The organism is Prochlorococcus sp. MIT2302, from assembly GCF_059772385.1.
In genome coordinates, this window is the sequence record NZ_CM186285.1 from 1,748,600 (window position 1) to 1,765,731 (window position 17,132).

Annotated in this window: 21 protein-coding genes and 2 tRNA genes; 5 read left to right on the top strand and 18 right to left on the bottom strand. The window is 34.8% G+C overall.

What is annotated here, in order from left to right:
• Nucleotides 1-17: 17 nt before the first annotated feature.
• The 4 genes from AC6EI2_RS09980 to AC6EI2_RS09995 form a co-directional block, all read right to left on the bottom strand.
• Nucleotides 18-623, bottom strand: coding sequence for a chromophore lyase CpcT/CpeT (locus tag AC6EI2_RS09980; protein ID WP_498462184.1), 606 nt, complete (start codon nt 621-623; stop codon nt 18-20).
• Between the two features lie 15 nt (nt 624-638).
• The gene (locus AC6EI2_RS09985) at nt 639-1,172 is read right to left on the bottom strand and encodes a phycobiliprotein lyase (protein WP_498462185.1); all 534 of its coding nucleotides are present in this window, start codon (nt 1,170-1,172) and stop codon (nt 639-641) included.
• Between the two features lie 20 nt (nt 1,173-1,192).
• Nucleotides 1,193-2,002, bottom strand: a complete 810-nt coding sequence (locus AC6EI2_RS09990) for a phycobilisome rod-core linker polypeptide (protein ID WP_498462186.1) — start codon at nt 2,000-2,002, stop codon at nt 1,193-1,195.
• Nucleotides 2,003-2,080: 78 nt separating this feature from the next.
• Complete coding sequence (locus AC6EI2_RS09995) at nt 2,081-2,725, bottom strand: TVP38/TMEM64 family protein (protein WP_498463486.1); 645 nt, start codon at nt 2,723-2,725, stop codon at nt 2,081-2,083.
• Between the two features lie 198 nt (nt 2,726-2,923).
• Between AC6EI2_RS09995 and AC6EI2_RS10000 the strand changes: the two genes are divergently transcribed.
• On the top strand, nt 2,924-3,868 hold the full coding sequence (locus AC6EI2_RS10000; protein WP_498462187.1) for a UDP-glucuronic acid decarboxylase family protein: 945 nt from the start codon (nt 2,924-2,926) through the stop codon (nt 3,866-3,868).
• Between the two features lie 64 nt (nt 3,869-3,932).
• On the opposite strand, the gene AC6EI2_RS10005 is transcribed toward AC6EI2_RS10000, so the two are convergent.
• The 11 genes from AC6EI2_RS10005 to psbB all read right to left on the bottom strand — a co-directional run bounded on the left by AC6EI2_RS10005 (nt 3,933) and on the right by psbB (nt 12,942).
• Nucleotides 3,933-4,163 carry a hypothetical protein gene (locus AC6EI2_RS10005; protein ID WP_498462188.1) on the bottom strand — a complete coding sequence of 77 codons (231 nt, stop codon included), beginning with the start codon at nt 4,161-4,163 and terminating at the stop codon, nt 3,933-3,935.
• A gap of 392 nt (nt 4,164-4,555) precedes the next feature.
• Nucleotides 4,556-4,744, bottom strand: coding sequence for a photosystem I reaction center subunit XII (locus AC6EI2_RS10010; RefSeq protein ID WP_498462189.1), 189 nt, complete (start codon nt 4,742-4,744; stop codon nt 4,556-4,558).
• A gap of 766 nt (nt 4,745-5,510) precedes the next feature.
• Nucleotides 5,511-5,586, bottom strand: a tRNA-Phe gene (locus AC6EI2_RS10015).
• 134 nt (nt 5,587-5,720) lie between these two features.
• Entirely contained in the window at nt 5,721-5,993 is a 273-nt protein-coding gene (locus AC6EI2_RS10020) for a DUF2470 domain-containing protein (protein ID WP_498462190.1), read from the bottom strand.
• Between the two features lie 72 nt (nt 5,994-6,065).
• Nucleotides 6,066-7,322 (bottom strand): FGGY-family carbohydrate kinase, encoded by a 1,257-nt coding sequence (locus AC6EI2_RS10025; protein WP_498462191.1) that lies wholly within the window; start codon nt 7,320-7,322, stop codon nt 6,066-6,068.
• A 22-nt stretch (nt 7,323-7,344) separates the two neighbouring features.
• Nucleotides 7,345-8,574 carry a methionine adenosyltransferase gene (gene metK, locus AC6EI2_RS10030; RefSeq protein WP_498462192.1) on the bottom strand — a complete coding sequence of 410 codons (1,230 nt, stop codon included), beginning with the start codon at nt 8,572-8,574 and terminating at the stop codon, nt 7,345-7,347.
• 23 nt (nt 8,575-8,597) lie between these two features.
• Entirely contained in the window at nt 8,598-9,386 is a 789-nt protein-coding gene (locus AC6EI2_RS10035; RefSeq protein ID WP_498462193.1) for an HAD family hydrolase, read from the bottom strand.
• A gap of 18 nt (nt 9,387-9,404) precedes the next feature.
• Complete coding sequence (locus tag AC6EI2_RS10040) at nt 9,405-10,517, bottom strand: 30S ribosomal protein S1 (RefSeq protein WP_498462194.1); 1,113 nt, start codon at nt 10,515-10,517, stop codon at nt 9,405-9,407.
• Nucleotides 10,518-10,620: 103 nt separating this feature from the next.
• Nucleotides 10,621-11,100, bottom strand: coding sequence for a transcriptional regulator NrdR (nrdR, locus tag AC6EI2_RS10045; protein ID WP_498462195.1), 480 nt, complete (start codon nt 11,098-11,100; stop codon nt 10,621-10,623).
• Between the two features lie 186 nt (nt 11,101-11,286).
• On the bottom strand, nt 11,287-11,382 hold the full coding sequence (locus AC6EI2_RS10050) for a photosystem II reaction center protein T (protein WP_011294325.1): 96 nt from the start codon (nt 11,380-11,382) through the stop codon (nt 11,287-11,289).
• 36 nt (nt 11,383-11,418) lie between these two features.
• Nucleotides 11,419-12,942: a photosystem II chlorophyll-binding protein CP47 gene (gene psbB / locus AC6EI2_RS10055; protein WP_498462196.1), complete on the bottom strand. Its 1,524-nt coding sequence runs from the start codon at nt 12,940-12,942 to the stop codon at nt 11,419-11,421.
• 437 nt (nt 12,943-13,379) lie between these two features.
• On the opposite strand from psbB, the gene psbM reads away from it, so the two are divergent.
• From psbM to AC6EI2_RS10075, 4 genes are all read left to right on the top strand, one after another.
• Complete coding sequence (gene psbM, locus AC6EI2_RS10060) at nt 13,380-13,538, top strand: photosystem II reaction center protein PsbM (RefSeq protein ID WP_269609630.1); 159 nt, start codon at nt 13,380-13,382, stop codon at nt 13,536-13,538.
• 136 nt (nt 13,539-13,674) lie between these two features.
• Nucleotides 13,675-14,118 carry an acyl-CoA thioesterase gene (locus AC6EI2_RS10065; protein WP_498462197.1) on the top strand — a complete coding sequence of 148 codons (444 nt, stop codon included), beginning with the start codon at nt 13,675-13,677 and terminating at the stop codon, nt 14,116-14,118.
• Nucleotides 14,119-14,169: 51 nt separating this feature from the next.
• Nucleotides 14,170-14,991, top strand: a complete 822-nt coding sequence (prmC, locus tag AC6EI2_RS10070; RefSeq protein WP_498463487.1) for a peptide chain release factor N(5)-glutamine methyltransferase — start codon at nt 14,170-14,172, stop codon at nt 14,989-14,991.
• A gap of 2 nt (nt 14,992-14,993) precedes the next feature.
• A complete protein-coding gene (locus tag AC6EI2_RS10075) occupies nt 14,994-15,575 on the top strand; it encodes an L-threonylcarbamoyladenylate synthase (RefSeq protein ID WP_498462198.1) in 582 nt (193 codons plus the stop codon).
• A 185-nt stretch (nt 15,576-15,760) separates the two neighbouring features.
• Here the strand turns inward: AC6EI2_RS10075 and AC6EI2_RS10080 are convergent.
• The 3 genes from AC6EI2_RS10080 to minD all read right to left on the bottom strand — a co-directional run bounded on the left by AC6EI2_RS10080 (nt 15,761) and on the right by minD (nt 17,121).
• Nucleotides 15,761-15,832 (bottom strand) — tRNA-Thr (locus tag AC6EI2_RS10080).
• A gap of 130 nt (nt 15,833-15,962) precedes the next feature.
• On the bottom strand, nt 15,963-16,301 hold the full coding sequence (gene minE, locus AC6EI2_RS10085) for a cell division topological specificity factor MinE (protein ID WP_498462199.1): 339 nt from the start codon (nt 16,299-16,301) through the stop codon (nt 15,963-15,965).
• Between the two features lie 4 nt (nt 16,302-16,305).
• The gene (minD, locus tag AC6EI2_RS10090) at nt 16,306-17,121 is read right to left on the bottom strand and encodes a septum site-determining protein MinD (protein WP_498462200.1); all 816 of its coding nucleotides are present in this window, start codon (nt 17,119-17,121) and stop codon (nt 16,306-16,308) included.
• Between the last annotated feature and the right edge of the window lie 11 nt (nt 17,122-17,132).

Genomic DNA, 17,132 nt, shown 5'->3' on the forward strand with positions numbered 1-17,132 from the left:
TTATGGAAATATAATGATTAAGCTTTAGCCCAATTCCTATCTATAAAATGATCAAAATTAGAAATTTTTTTAAATATTAATGGTCCAAAATTTGATCCCCAAATTTTCTTATTAGTCTCTATTTCGTATCCAGAATCTTCAGAAATAAGAGAGCTTTTATTTAATATAACATTACTTTTTACATAAGTTATTCCTTTATGATGCTGTAGATGGCAATTCCTACCAGGTTCTATACTCCCTTCATAATTACCGGGTTGAGTTTCTCTAAAATGCATAGAGCATCCAGGCTGCTTATATAATTTATACTTCGATATTTTTTCTAAAATAGACATATCTAGTGCACCTCCAGCTAATCTTTCTTTGTCCTGAATTTTATGATTGCTTAAAATAAAAACTTCTTTTTCTTGCGATAATTTATTTATACACTGTCTATATGGATTCCATATGTCATGTTGATATCTTTGTTCTGAATAAAAAGAAAAACATTTATAAGTTTTAAAAAATAAAGGTCGAAAATGTATTTCAATATGTGCAAAATTTCTTGGATTCTCTAAAGCTTGTTCCTTATTACTAAATATACCTGAAATTATCTTTGCAAATTCTAGTATATGTTCGTTTTTCATCTTTCAGTATATAGTTTATTTTTTTGTAAAACGAATTTCTGATGCATAAGATGTTTGTAATATGGCTGATGAATTTATTGCTCTTGTAACAGAAGATCTGCTTCTTAAATTATTGGAGACAAACCATATTCTTTCTTCTGTACATATATGATTATAGTTTGAATGAATAATTAAAGTTCCATCATCAAGAAATTTATATAATGATATTAATTGTATTTCTTCAGTATAGCCAACGCTTCTGATTATTCTTCCTTCTGTTCTAGAGACCTCTATTGGAATGAGTATACTTTCGCCAGACATCTTTTCTTTTTGATTCTCTTCTCCCCATTCACTTTTTGCTTCCCAATTAATTAGAAATGCTTGATTTCCTTGATATGTAGTTGCTAGATTATCTTTTAATAACTCTCTAACTCTAGAATCGTTACTTTTAACAGGAATTATTCTTACTCTGCTTCTTATTTCTTCAAACTCTTGAAATGCTAATGAATGTCCGCTTCTCATAGAGTTCCATTCTCCAACACTCTTTAAGAAAAATTCTTCAATATTCATCTACTTCATTTGAATAGTGATTAATTTAGTTTTATATAATTAAATGATTTCAAAATATCACTTGTTGCAAAAGCTTTTGTTAGGGATGAGGTTTCGAGAAAAATTTTTGTTTTAAAACCAATTGGAGAATTCCATGACCTAATGTATGGAACTATATCTTCACCGAAAACATGATTGTATTCATCAGAATCTATTAGAAAATCGATATGAGCTCCAAAACCTAGTTTATTTATAATATTATAACTTTCAGTCAATTCGATTTGACTTTTGATGGGCCTACCAAGGATATGCTTGTATCTTAGCTGGATAGATTTATATTGGCTAATATTATCAAAGTAGAAATTTCTATAAATAGTTGATTTACAAACTCTTCTTGTAAATTCTCTTACTGTGATGTCACCATTCCTTAGTTTCCTTTCAATATCAATTGGTCGCTCTGATTGCATTAAAGATAAGTTCCCAAAGATGTTTTTATATAATGCATTTGTTGCTACAAGTAATGCATCATCATCATTAGGAACAAATTCATTGATTTGAAGCTTATTTATTTCTGCATTTTCATTATTTATTATTTTGTAGTTATAACTTTCAATCTTTTCTCTTCTATAACTGCTCATAACTTTGTTATATATTAAGTTTTCAAATTGTTCAGGCTTGGTTTTAGATGTGACTGTGAATTTTTCTTTTTGACCTGGCATAGATACACCCCTCATATGTAATCCATATAATATTTTTTTACTTCCTGATAGTCTACTTTTATTATACTTAACTGGATTTTCATTTATAGCTTCCCCTCCTATTTTGTGCGCTTTAAATGGAATGCTTGACATATCCATATGGAGTACTGAGCAAGTTTAACAATATAAATAGAATAAATATAAATTTTTTCTTTTTAGTTGTCTAAATATTTAATACTTGTTTCGAATTCGTTGACTTTTCTGTTGAGTTCCCGAGAGTCTATTTTTATTGAAACCAGCTATTGTTGCTAGTGCAAACATTCCAAGTAAAGCTCCCCCAAGCATTAAACCTGCGCCTTGGCTTACACCTGCTCCAACAGCAACAATAATTGAATCACTTATCAATAAACTAATTATTAAGGCAGGGGTGAAAATTCTCCAACGTGTTCCCCCTATGCCTAGTGCGTAGCTTAAAAAATCAAAAAGTCCAGTCATTAGGAGTCCAGTCATTAGAAAAAAATTTCCTTCTAGTTGATTTTGATTGAAACCCTCAATTCTTTTCATGGCTTTTACCCCAACTAATTTCCGAACAGGGGCACGCCCGAAATTTCGAGCTATAAAAAATGCTAACTGACAAAAAATTAGGTCAGATACGAATATAGTTAGGTAGCCTGTTTTAAAACCAAGCAATGATCCAGCCAAAAGTGAATAAACAGAACTAGGCAATGCTGGAAGGATCACACTTATTCCTCGAAGGATAAGAATTCCAAGAGGTGCCCAAATGCCCATTTCTTTAACGACACTTCTTAATGGTTCAATTCCATAGGTCTGAATTAAAAAGACTAGTAAAATGAAAGCACTTATTAATAATGCAATGAGAAGGGTTTTCTTTAATTTTTCTTTTTTCAAATTGAACTCCTGGCTATAGAGGATAAGCTCTTAAAAGATTTCTGATTTAATTATCCTATTTCAAATGTATTTATTTAAGTTAATCCACAAAGATTTACGTGACTTATAAAATATCAATTTAATGAATTTTTGCAAGACACTAAACAAATTAAAATTTGAAATCTGATGGCCACAACTCCTTTAAGAAACTTGGTTACTGGGGGAGCTGGCTTTGTGGGGTCTCATTTGGTTGATCGTTTAATGAGATCTGGAGAAAAAGTTATATGTTTAGATGATTTTTTTACTGGGAGTAAAGAAAATATTAGATATTGGATTGGACATCGATCTTTTGAGTTTATACATCATGATGTTACTGAGCCAATCACACTTGATGTTGATAGGATTTGGCATTTAGCTTGTCCAGCTTCTCCAATTCATTATCAATTTAACCCCATTAAAACAGCTAAAACTAATTTTATTGGAACATACAATATGCTTGAATTGGCGAGGAGTGTTGGAGCTAGAATATTATTTGCTAGTACTAGTGAGGTTTATGGAAATCCCGAAATACATCCTCAACCAGAAAACTATAACGGTAATGTAAATCCCATAGGAATTCGAAGTTGTTACAATGAGGGTAAGCGGGTCGCAGAATCGTTATGTTACGACTATGTGAGAATGCATCATATAGATATAAGAATTGCAAGAATATTTAATACTTATGGACCTAGAATGTTATTAAGTGATGGAAGACTTATTAGTAATTTATTAGTTCAATCTATACATGGAGAGGACTTGACTATTTATGGCAATGGTAATCAAACAAGAAGCTTTTGTTTTATTGATGATTTGATTGATGGTTTGATTCTATTCATGAATTCTTCAAGTTTAGGTCCTATGAATTTTGGGAATCCAGAAGAACTATCGGTATTAGAAATAGCTAATCTGATAAGAAGTGATTCTATAAAAAAAGTAAACTTAAAATTCTTAAATGAACTTGAAGATGATCCTTGTAGAAGAAAACCTTCAATTGATTTTGCACGAAAAGAATTAAATTGGCAACCTAAAATAATATTTAAGGAAGGATTGAAAATTACTAGAGAATATTTTCGGGAAAAATTAAATTTATAAAAAGAAAGTAGTTAAGCAACTATTTACTTTTTATATCAATTAAACTATTTTAATGAATTGAAAGTTATGAAAGGCCCAACAACCTTATTCTGAATAGTGCTAAATTTTTTGATTGTATTGGATTTTCAATTAGGAAAGGGTGTGTTTTAATTTTTTCAAAAGTTATTTTTAGTTTATCTTCAATACTTATATTATTATTTTTTTCTAAGTCACAATCTTTCCATGCTGCATCAAATGCCATTGCAAAGCTGTCAGCATTATTATATGAATTTCCATTAGAAGCTTCTAAATTCATCAGGGCAGGATATGATTTAAAATATTTAATAAGAATATAAAAAATAGGTAAGATTATGGATTTATGTAATCATTGTTTAATTTTTTTGATAACCCCTAGTTTAAATTAGTTCTTAGATAAATAAGCATATTAAAGAATTTGAGGATAAATGCTTTAAAACCTAACATAATTAATATTTTTTGTTTAGGATGTGGTTCAGCGCGAGATGTTGATTTTGCCAGATTTAAACGATATTTTAGTTTTATTGATTGTGATTTTTATCGTGATCGTTAACTGCCTTCGAAGAAAATCGAAATAAATAATCCGTGTTTTCACTTGAAAAAATTTTTTATTAAATCAAGTGATCTGTTTAGGTATAAGGGTTGTCTTTTGATTCTTGCCAGTGTTGGAAATTAATTATCTCTGAGAGTTGTTCCAAGCCTCAAAGCTAGAACTCCAGCAAAAATGACCATTAAAAAGGATATTCCGGCAAGATCAGGTGAATTGATGCCGAGACCTGACGAGAAATCAACTTTTGATAAATCAAAAGTGCTTTGAACTCCAAGTAAAAGGTTCATCATTTCTTTACTTCTAATTTCCATAATGCTAACGCAATATAGAAATGATCTTTTCTTTTTCTAGCTTTCAGGTTCAAACCTCATGCGATTTTGTAATATTTAAGCTGTTCTTGAATTTTTTTTAGCTCACTCAAAGAATTTTAATTTGGTTTGATCAAGGCTTAAATCCAAGACTCATTGTTACTCGTTGAAAAGAGAAAAAGGCGCTTGTCTTATAAACCCTTTAGTAAGATTTGTTGAAAATATCCATGGTTTAACTTCATTCAAGAAATAGCATTATTGATCTGATATTCAATTAATCTCCAATCATTAGTTTGCTGTTCGTTTCAAGCCTCATGGTCATTTTCGAAATCCAATTGCCTCTTTTTTTTATTTTGTTGGAATTCTTTTTTTAGTGCAATATCAAAGCTGATTGACAATTGTCGGAGAAACCATTACAGACTTCTGATCACTAATAAAGAACAGACAAAATCTTTGTTGGCGCAAATAATCATCTTCTTGAAGTTGGCAATGCTTCTCTAATTTGTTGGTTCATGTGATTGATCCCGGCAGAGGATTATTCCAAAAAGAATAGACGAAAAACATTCTTCTCACCCCCTCACTTCTTTGCCCCAAGCAAGGCAAGTCGACATAGTACAAATATACTATTTGGCTGCGCCGTTGACTAGAAGTTTTCCAATAACAAAAAGATATGTCTTTGTGTTTATAGGAAAACTATAAAAGTGTTGATATAGAGACTAAAAAAGCACCTATTGAGGTGCTTTCAGTATCCAAAAATTCCAATTTTAGATGGTGCCAGGACCCAGATTTGAACTGGGGACACGGCGATTTTCAGTCGCCTGCTCTACCAACTGAGCTATCCCGGCCTATTACTCTAATAATCTACCAATTCGTTAGTACCTTATTGAAAAACAAATCGAAATTTCCTTAATTTTCTTTCCCTCCTTTTAAAAGTAACTTTGAAATGATGATGAATTTAAATGGTATGGGAAAGAGACTTTCATGTCTTAGAAGGAATGTCTTTAATCATCCTTACTAATGTTTTATGAGCATCTGAGCAGTCTTGAAGAACATGATCAAATTGGATGTCTATGGTTAGATCATCAATTCTTAGCTCAATTGATTCAGCGCTTAGGCTTATCATTTTTGCTGATCTAAAAGTTTCTATTTTCCCGTAATATTTTGCATAGGCATTGACTGCATCTTGGTGATCTTTGTTCATATGATTGCATATTCTTGTACTCGATAATTTCGTAATAGGTTCAGAATTCATAGGTTTTTTGATAATTGATTTAAGAATTAATGAATAGGATAGTGAGGTTGCAATAAAAACATATTAGAAAATTTATAGAGTTTTATTATTTGATGATGAGATGGCTTGTAATGCAATACTAGCCACTCCAGCAGCAGGGGGCCTATTGCAAATCTTTATTGGGATACCTATTTCTTTTTCTCTTATTTTTTTCCAAGTAATATTTTTTGCACCTCCTCCAATAGTAATTATTTGCCTTGGTAGATCAGCGCCTATTTCATGAAGTTTTTGCCACCCTCTAGCTTCAATTTTTGCTAATCCCTCTAATAATGCATGAAGGTAAAGAGAATCACTAATTGGCCTTGGTTCAAGTTTAGGTTGTAAATTTGGATCATCGATGGGGAACCTCTCTCCTTTTTTTGATAATGGAAGAAGATCTATTCCTGTTGATTTATAGGGATTAATTTGCTTGCTTAATTCTTTGATATATTCCCGATTAAAAAAATCGAGTAGAATTGCACCGCCTGCATTAGATGCTCCTCCAGAAAGCCAAGTGCCTAATATTTTATGATTTGATATGCCTTTCCCTGCAAGGGGCTTTTTGACAAACTTCTTAATAACTATTGTACTTCCAAGTATTGTAATCCCATCATTTTTATTAGGGCATGTTGCTAAAACGCCTGCATTTGAATCTGTTGTTCCTGCTATTACTTTTAGATTTTTAGGTAAATTTAATTCATCTGCTTTTTTATTGCATATAGTTCCCATTAATTGACCTGAAGGAATTATTTTAGGGAGACATTTTAGCCAGCTTAAATTTTTGAATTTTTTTGGCCATGAATTATTCACTACTTCCCAACCCATCCTAATGTTGTTACCTTCTTCTCCATACTCCCAATTATTTAAAAGCCATCCACTAAGCCAATCTGCTTGGTGTCTCAAGATGATTTCGTCACCATATATGGCTAAGAGCCTTAATGCTCTCCCAACACTTCCACTTAAGCTGGAGCCGGCACATTCTTTTGAAAAAAGATTGTGAATTTCATTTTTATATTCTGAACAGGATAAGAAATAAGGTAGAGCCTTCCCCATTGGAATCCCATTATTTCTACATGCTAAGAGTGTTCCAGATGTTCCTGCTACAGAGCATGAAACTAATTTTTCTTTTAGATCTTTTGGGACTTCTTGAATTAGTTTCTTAAGGCAATATATCCAGTCTTCACATATCTCTAGACCTGTAGAGTATGGCATTGAGGATGTGTGCAATATTTGTTTCTTAGTGTTAATTATTGCTATTCTTAAACCTGTTGTACCAAGGTCTATGCCAAGTACAAGAGATTTGATCAGCATTGAAATTTAATTTTTATTTGTTTCATATCTGACTTCTCAATTCTTTGGCTTTGTGAGATACGTCCTCCCATGGGAGAAGAATATCAGTTCTGCCAAAATGACCATAGGCAGCAGTATCTCGATAAAAACTTCCACCTCTAATACTTGGTAGGTTTTGAAGATTGAAAGTTTTAATAATTGCGCCTGGCCTCAGATCAAATTGATCTTGTACAAGTTTCGTTAGCTCATTGTCTGAAATCTTCCCTGTCCCAAATGAATCCACAAGTATTGAGATCGGTTTGGCAACTCCAATTGCATAACTTAATTGAACTTCAACTTTTTTTGCAAGATTTGCTGCAACTAATGCTTTCGCAACAAATCTTGCTGCATAAGCTGCAGATCTATCAACCTTTGTAGGATCTTTCCCTGAGAAAGCACCTCCTCCATGTCGAGCATACCCACCATAGGTATCAACAATTATTTTTCTTCCAGTTAGGCCTGCATCGCCTTGTGGACCTCCAATCACAAACTTCCCAGTGGGATTAACAAGAAAACGAGTTGAATCTTGAGAGGGCTTTAGAGGTAGGTCTTCAGTAGCAGGCTCAACAACAAATTTCCATAGGTCTTTTGAAATTCTCTGCTGAATTTCTTTCTCAAGAGTTAATCCATCGACTTCAGATTGATGCTGGGTAGAAATCAATATTGTGTCTATAGAGGAAGGTACTCCATTTTCATAAGAGACACTTACTTGGGTTTTCCCATCAGGTAATAAATAATCAATTATTTTTTGATGCCTTACAAATGCAAGTCGCCTAGCTAACCGATGAGCAAGACTGATTGGTAATGGCATTAACTCAGGAGTCTCGTCGCACGCAAATCCAAACATAATTCCTTGATCTCCAGCACCAACTTGATCTAGCGGATCAGTTGAATGATCTTCTGCTTCATCGACTCCTTGAGCAATATCAGATGATTGCTGATCAAGTGCTACAAGGACTGCGCAACTATTTGCATCAAATCCCCCTGCACTAGAACCCTCATATCCTATTTTTTTGATTACTTCTCTTACAAGCTTATTGAAATCTACTTCTGCTTTAGAGGTTATTTCTCCAGTTATTAAACATAAACCAGTATTGACAACTGCTTCACAAGCGACTCTGCTGGTTGGATCTGCAGTTAAGCATGCATCTAAAACTGCGTCACTTACTTGATCACAGATTTTGTCTGGATGCCCTTCAGTAACAGATTCAGATGTGAAAACGTATCTACTCATTTGAAATATTAATCTTAATTATTTTAGTAGCTTGAATGAATTGTTAATTCATTCAAGTTGTTTATAAGAAATCTTGTTTCAGTAAGAATCGGGGGGGTTTCCCAGCCACCAGTGAAGCCTATTACTATTGGAATACCAGCTTGTTTGGCCATTTTTAAATCAGTATCTGCATCTGAAATAAGGGCAAATTCCGATGGTTGTAAGTTCATTTTTTTGCAAAGTTCTATAACTGCTTCTGGTTTGGGTTTGGAAGGTTTATTCTCTGCACTCCAGAAATAATCAAAGATACCCTCTAATTTGTTCCTGATGATAAATTCTTCAATTCCTTCTTGAGTATCATTTGTCATTAATGCAATGCTTACTTTTTTGTTTTTTAGAGAAATTAATAGTTCAAATGCCCCAGAAATTAAAGTTCTATGCTTTTTCATTCTAGGTCTATTAGTAGAAAGGAAAATATCTACTTCATCGAAGATTTCCTCACTTATTGAAAGTGATTTAAACCAATCAAAACCAAACAATGTAAAAATTGTTGCAGTAGATAAAATATTATTCTCTTTAGATGCAATTGCAAGACTTGCATTAGCAGAAAGAGATTGTTTTTTTAATCCATAAACAGATTTAAGTAACCTTTTTAATAAAGTAATTCTAAGATTGTTTATTTTTAATTCTCTAAATTTTTTACCAGCAAATTCTATTCTGGTATTGGCTAGCTCTAGTAAGCATTGTTCACTATTTGATAAAGTTCCATCCTTGTCAAATATTATTCCTTTAATTAAACCAACAGAGTTATTTCTTATAAATAATTCTGCCATCTCAGTAAATGTAAATAATCAAATAGTCATTACTGCAATAGGATCTTCTCCTTCTTCCGCTTGCTCAAGAAGCATTTGTTTGTATCTTGCTGCCATTTCTTCCGCTTTATCAAAGACTTTCTGAGGATCTGTCAGCATATCTCCAGGTTCTGGCTCAAGGGCTTTTGTGGAAAGAGAAATTCGGCCTCTTTCAGCGTCCAGATCTATTATCATTACTTTCATTTGATCATTAACATTCAATACTGAGTGAGGTGTTTCAATATGCTCATGACTTATTTCAGAGATATGTAGAAGTCCACTTACACCTCCGATATCAATAAATGCACCATAGGGTTTGATACCTCTTACTGCTCCTACAACAACTTCTCCTACTTCAAGGCGATTCATTTTTCTCTCAACCAAGGCCCTTCGATGACTTAAAACAAGTCTATTTCTCTCTTCATCAACTTCTAAAAATTTCAATGGTAGGAAGTCTGCTACTAGCTCTTCTTTGGCTTTCCTAGTACTAATGTGTGATCCAGGAATAAATCCCCTAAGACCTTCAACTCGAACGAGAGCTCCACCTCTATTAGTAGCAAAAACCTCTGAGTAAATTGTGGCATCTTCCTTTTGTAATTGTCTAACTCTTTCCCAAGCTCGTTGATATTCAATTCTTCTAATCGATAAAGATAATTGTCCATCTTCATTCTCTTCAGTCATTATAAAAAATTCTCTAATTTCTGTAGGCTGCAAAACATCACTCAGCCCTTCTACTCTATTAATGGATACTTCTTGCATTGGCATAAAAGCAGCTGTTTTGGCGCCAATGTCAATCATTGCTCCTTTGGATTCAAGAGCAAACACAGTTCCATTAACTATGTCGCCAGGTTTAAAGTTGTAGTCATATTTGCTTAGTAAAGATGCAAATTCATCAAGGGTGAAACCTGCACTTTCAAGATCAGTCTTAGTAACTCTGCTTGAAGAATTGTCAGCAGTTGGAATGTCTTTAGGGATTTCTTCTTCTTCTTTTAACTGATTAGTGGAATTTTCTTCAAATTCTGAACTTAAGGAATTTGTAGAGCTTTCTTCATGTATTGATGTTTCTTTTTCAGGATTTGTTTCTTGAGCTTTACCTGCTGGATTTTCTGACATGCTTGAATGGCGGTCTGCCTTTTTAAGACAGTGCGATAGAAATACAAAATGGCCCGCCGACCAAATTGAAATTAAATTCTACTTTATTGATAGGTCTTTCTAGTTAAAGAACTGATGCCAATTGTTCTTTTTTTATTGGTTTTAGTGATTCAAGGGTTTTCATGAAATCATTTATTCCATCAAATTGTCTGTAAACTGAGGCAAATCTGATGTAGGCAACTTCATTAATATCTTTTAAATGTGTAAGAACCATTTCTCCAATCTCAATTGTTTTAACCTCTTTGCGAACACCTCTATGGAGTTCTAATTCTATTTCGTCAACAATAAATTCAACTTTAGATGTATTTATAAGTGTTTTTTCACATGCTCTGTTTAAACCATTGATTATTTTACTTCGATTAAATAATTCTTTTGCCCCGCTTTTCTTTAAAACAGTGATTGGTATTGTTTCTACTCTCTCGTAAGTAGTAAATCGGAAGTCGCAATTTAAGCACTCCCTTCTTCTTCTTACACTTCTTCCAGAATCAGCTGAACGAGATTCAAGAACTCGGCTGTCTGTGTTTTGACAAGATGGGCACTGCATGCAGCCCTTTTTAATAATTTAACCAACTTTAAACATTTATTTGGCTTCTGAGAAGGGGCAAAATAAATAAACATATTTTTTATTTAGAAAAAATGTATGTTTTAAAGATTAAATCAAAATAACTTTTGATTTAAAATTACATAATAAAAAAGCCCTGACTTAACGTCAGGGCTTTTTTATTATGTTTTACTTGTCGTACTTTGGAGGATCGCGAAATGCGACAGCAAAGAACAAGGTTACAAGTGCCAAAGTGAGTATTAGCACGTAGGAGAAAGCTTCCATCTAAGTTCTCGGTAAAAAGGGGTAAAGAATCCTGACTTAGGCCCGACCAGGAATTCGGCGTGTTGAATCGTCTCCAAGTTTTTTGAAGAGACCAAATTCAACTTGATCGCCTAGCTCTGGATCGATACCTGAGAATCTGTCGCCGAAGAGAGTCCTTGCGGCGTGCCACCAGTGACCAAATAGGAATAACAAGCCAAAGCACAAGTGTGCATAGGTGAACCATGCTCTGGGAGAGCTTCTGAAAACACCATCAGACTTGTAACGATCTCTGTCAAACTTAAAGGCTTCTCCAAGTTGAGCCTTTCTGGCGAGACGCTTAACAATTACTGGATCAGTAAATGTTTGTCCATTTAATTCACCACCATAAACAGTAGCTTTTACTCCTGTTTGCTCAATGGAATACTTAGCTTCAGCCCTACGGAAAGGAATGTCAGCTTTAACGTTTCCATCCTTGTCTTCAAGAATGACAGGGAAGTTTTCAAAGAAATTTGGAATTCTTCTAACTTCTAAGTCATTACCTTCGCTATCTGTAAATGAGATGTGACCTTGCCATCCACTTGGCACTCCATCGCCATTAACCATTGCTCCCACTCTAAATAGACCGCCTTTAGCAGGACTATTTCCGACATAGTCATAGAAAGCAAGTTGCTCAGGAATAGATTCGTAAGCTTCCGCTTTTGAAGCCCCATCATTCATAGAATCTTGAACTCTACGGTTGATTTCAGTTTTGAAATACCCCGAGTCCCATTGATATCTAGTAGGACCAAATAATTCGACAGGAGTTGTAGCTGATCCATACCACATTGTTCCAGCAACTACGAAGGATACAAAAAGAACAGCTGCAAGAGCACTTGCAAGAACTCCTTCTAAGCTTCCAAGCTTTAAAGCTCTATAAAGCCTTTCACCAGGTCTGTTGGTGATATGGAATATTCCACCAATTATTCCTAAAAGTCCTGCCCCAATGTGATTAGCGACAATTCCTCCGGCATTGAATGGATTAAATCCTTCTGCACCCCAGACTGGAGCGACTTTTTCTACATGCCCAGTTAATCCATATGGATCAGAAACCCATATGCCAACGGTTGAGCAATGAAATGCCCCAAAACCAAAGCATGTTAAGCCAGCTAGGAAAAGATGAATTCCAAATATTCTTGGAAGATCTAAAGCGGGTTCACCAGTGCGTGAATCTTCCCATAATTCAAGGTCCCAGTATGTCCAGTGCCATACGGCAGCAAGCATCAAAAGACCACTGAAAACTATATGAGCTGCAGCAACCCCTTCGAAGCTCCAAAAGCCGGGGTCTACTCCGGTTGCACCGGTTATATCCCATCCGTTCCAGCTTCCTGTAATTCCAAGGCGGGCCATAAAGGGCATGACATACATGCCTTGGCGCCACATTGGATTAAGTACTGGATCAGAAGGATCAAAAATGGCCAATTCATATAAGGCCATTGAGCCGGCCCAGCCGGCTAACAAAGCAGTATGCATGAGGTGCACGGCCAAGAGGCGGCCAGGGTCGTTGATAACGACTGTGTGCACCCGATACCAGGGCAATCCCATGGGTCAGGTTCGTATAACGAAGCTGCTTAATGCAGCAAGACTCGCATGATCGTAAATGGTATTGCTTGAGTTAATGCACAGGATGTAGAGACCTGAAATGACTTTTGACACTCTTGGATGAAATCTTGCACGTTTTTAGTCGCTCATATTGCTGAATATCAAGTGATAGACTAGAAAAAAGTAAAAAGAAAAGAAAAAAAAGAAATTTTCAAATTTAAAGTGATTTTGTAATTTTAAGCCGTTTTTGTATCAACCCAATTTCAAAAACTGAAATTTTTCGATCAAATACGCGTGAAAAAAATTTATCTCGAAGTTTTTAGAACAAAATTTTTCGGCAAATTACAAAATCTCCATCTCTTTGATCCAAATCTCAGTTTTATTGCTGAAGGGATATATAGTTTGTTTCAGTAAAATTGTTCTGAGTAAAAACCTCGGTTATGGAAACCACTAGTTTTGGATTTGCCGCAAGTCTTTTGTTTGTTGGCGTACCAACCATCTTTCTCATTGGTTTATTTGTCTCCACCAGCGAAGGTGAGAAATCAAGCTTTTATTCAGATTCAAGTAAAGGTAGATTGAGCCCTGAACCTAAAAAGTAATAGAGAAATTTTTTTGATAAAGAATGATGATTTCGGGTAAGTGCCTGAGATCCTAATAATTGTTGAGCTTTGCTTATGAGTTATTGCTGTAAAAATTTTTTTATCTAATTATGCGCTTAGTAGATAATGGTTGCTTTTGAAAAAATTTACTAAAAAAAAAGAGTGGAATTTAACTAAAATAATTCTTCCTCAGCACACTGATCATGCAGGAGTTATGTGGCATGGGTCTTACTTTAATTTCCTAGAAGAGGGGAGAATTGATGCTTTGAATAAAGTTGGAATAACATATTCAACATTATCTAAAAAAGGATTTGAAATACCTGTGATTTCAGCTCAGATTAAATATAAAATATCTTTTACACATGGTGAAAAATTATTGTTAAAAAGTCAATTTAATCTTGTAAATAAAATAAAACTTAAGTGTAAAACTTTGTTTTTAAAAGTAAATGGGGATATTGGGGCAGAAGCATTGATGGAATTAGTTCTGGTCAGAAAAGAAAAAGATTCAATAAAATTAGTAAGACAAGTTCCTCCTGAAATTAAGAAAATTTTTTTACTTCTAGAAGAAGGTCCTATTTAAATGGTTGTTAATTCTATTTCTGGTAATACTTTTCTTCATTGGAGAAGAAACATGATGCTCAAAGGAGGTAGAAAAGTAGATTTTGATTGGCTTTTAGATATCGCAGCAGGAGTTTCTTGGAGTCAATTACAAAACATAATTTTGAATCCAGAGAATTACATTTCTTTAGAAATCTCAATTGAAGAATTAGAAGTTCTTTGGAAATCTCATTTAAGAGATCAAACTCCACTTCAATATTTGATTTCAAAGTGTCCTTGGAGAGATTTTGAGTTAGAGGTTTCAACCTGTGCTCTTATCCCTAGGCAAGAAACAGAATTTTTGATTGATTTTGCTTTGAAAAAAGTTTCTGATATTAATTATGGTCGGTGGGCTGATCTAGGAACAGGTTCTGGACCTCTTGCTGTATCTTTAGCGAAAGCTCTTCCCAATTGGAATGGACATGCCTCTGATATTAGTAAAGATGCCTTACAGCTAGCAGAAAGAAATTTAAAAACTATATCTCCTAATTCGAATGTGAGTTTTTCTTTGGGGGATTGGTGGGAACCTTTAGAAAAATGGTGGGGATGTTTTGATTTGGTTTTAAGTAATCCTCCTTACATACCATCAAAATTAATAAAAGAGTTAGAACCAGTTGTAAAAAATCATGAGCCACTTATCGCTTTAGATGGTGGAGAGGATGGAATGAATGCGTCAAAAAAAATAATTCTTGGAGCATTAACTGGCCTCGCTAAAGGAGGTTGGTTAATTATTGAACATCATTATGATCAAAGTGAAAAGATGATTGATTTTATGAAGAATGTTGGAATGGAAGAAGTCTCTTTTGAAAAAGATTTAGGCGGTATTAAGAGATATGCTATTTGTCGCAAAAAATAAAAATGAGTACTGATCAATTTGAAATTCCTGACTTGGCCTCGAAGTTAAAAAAGGGATCTTTAGCTCTATTCCCTACAGATACTTTACCAGCACTTTGTGCTTACCCTCAATTCTCCGAGAAAATATGGACTATCAAGAAAAGGCCCTCAAATAAGCCGCTTATATTGATGGGAGGTTGCTTGGATGATTTGTTTGAGTTTGTTAAACCTTCAGCTATTGAAGACGGCTTGAAATTGGCAAAAAATTATTGGCCCGGAGCGTTAACAATTGTTCTTCCAACAATAGGCAATTTCTCTAAGAATCTGAATTGTAATTCAAATTCTTTAGGTCTAAGAATCCCAGCTCTAAAACTTGCAAGAGATTTGCTAATGCAAACTGGTCCTCTAGCTACTACAAGTGCAAATATTTCTGGACAACCTCCTGTTAGAGATGCACTGGAAGCTTCGATTCAATTCCCTGGAATTCCCAGACTTGCTCCTGTTCCTTGGCCAAAGTCTTCTGGAATAGCCAGCACAGTTGTTGAATGGAAGGAAGGGAAATGGAATTTGTTGAGGTCTGGCTCGGTCATTCTGAATAAAAAGTAACCAATGCTTTATTTGCTGGCAACAGTTTTATTTTTGCAGTCTTTTTTCTGGTGGCTCTTGATGTACCCCATAATGAGTCTTGAGTGGATTTCTCAATTGAAATTTTTAAATCTTTTTATTGCTACTCTTTTGATCTGGATGATCAGTGGTAAAGCCAAATAGATGTTCTCTCTAGAATTTTGGAATGCCGGCTAACAGATTTGAACTGATGACCTTCGCTTTACAAAAGCGCTGCTCTACCGCTGAGCTAAGCCGGCAATTTTTGTATCTTACCTAAGAAAGGAATCTAAAAGTTGATCCAGGTAGGAAATTTGTTGAAAATACTTTTTAAAAGATCTTTTTATCTAATCAAACAAATTAGTAAAATCTTTTAATTGGTTAGGAACTTTACTCTGTATCTTCAGTTTCTTTAGAATTTTCTTCTGACTGATTCAGGGTCTCTTTAAGTTTAATTTGACCAGTCATAGTTCTTTTTATTGGGAGATTTGCAACTAGTGCGGTCATGCGATCTTCTGTCTCAAGACTGACTGCGCCTTCATTTACGTCTATCTCTACATATTTGGCTACTACCTCTAGTATTTCTTTTCTCATTTGATCTAAAAGCTCTGCGCTGAGATCGGATCGATCATGAGCTAAAACAAGTTGTAACCTTTCTCTAGCTGTGCTTGCGCTCGCAGGCTGTCTACGTAGTAGCTTGTTGATAATGTCTCTTAGTGTCATTGCCATTTCTTTAGAAAATTTTTGTTTGCATTAGTCTTCTAAATTTCGCCCCAATTCCCGAATTCTCCTCTGCGGGATCAATAAGTGGAATATCCTCTCCTTGTAATCTCTTGGCAATATTTAAATAACATTTTGCTGCTGGTGAATTAACGCTATTTAAAGTTAGAGGCTCCCCTCTATTGGTGCTGACAATTACCTGTTCATCTTCAAGTACAAGGCCAAGCAAAGGTAAGGCTAAAATATCAGTAACATCATCGATAGAAAGCATTTCTTGGTTGGCCATCATCTTTGGCCTAACTCTATTAAGAACTAACTGGACTGGTTTAATGGCATTTGTATTAAGTAAGCCGATTACTCTGTCTGCATCTCTTACCGCTGATACCTCAGGATTGGTAACTACAATTGCTTCTTGAGAAGCAGCCATAGCATTTTTAAATCCATCTTCAACTCCTGCCGGGCAGTCTATTAAAACGTAGTTGAACTGTTCTTTTAGCATCTCGACTATACGCTTCATATCTTCGGGTTTTAACCAATCAAGCATTCTTGGATTTCCTGCAGGAAGTAAAGAGAGGTTCGACTCTTGCTTGTGCTTCACTAAGGCCTGATCAAGTCTGCATTCCTCCTCTAAAACTTCTTGTGCGGTATAAACAATTCGATTCTCAAGACCTAATAGTAAATCCAAATTTCTCAGACCAAAGTCTGCATCTAAAACAGCAGTGGTTAGACCCTGCCTTGCTAGTGAAATTCCTAGATTCGCTGTAAGGGTTGTCTTGCCGACCCCACCCTTCCCTGAGCAAATAAGAATGACGCGCGTATCTGTCGCCACGGACCTCCTTG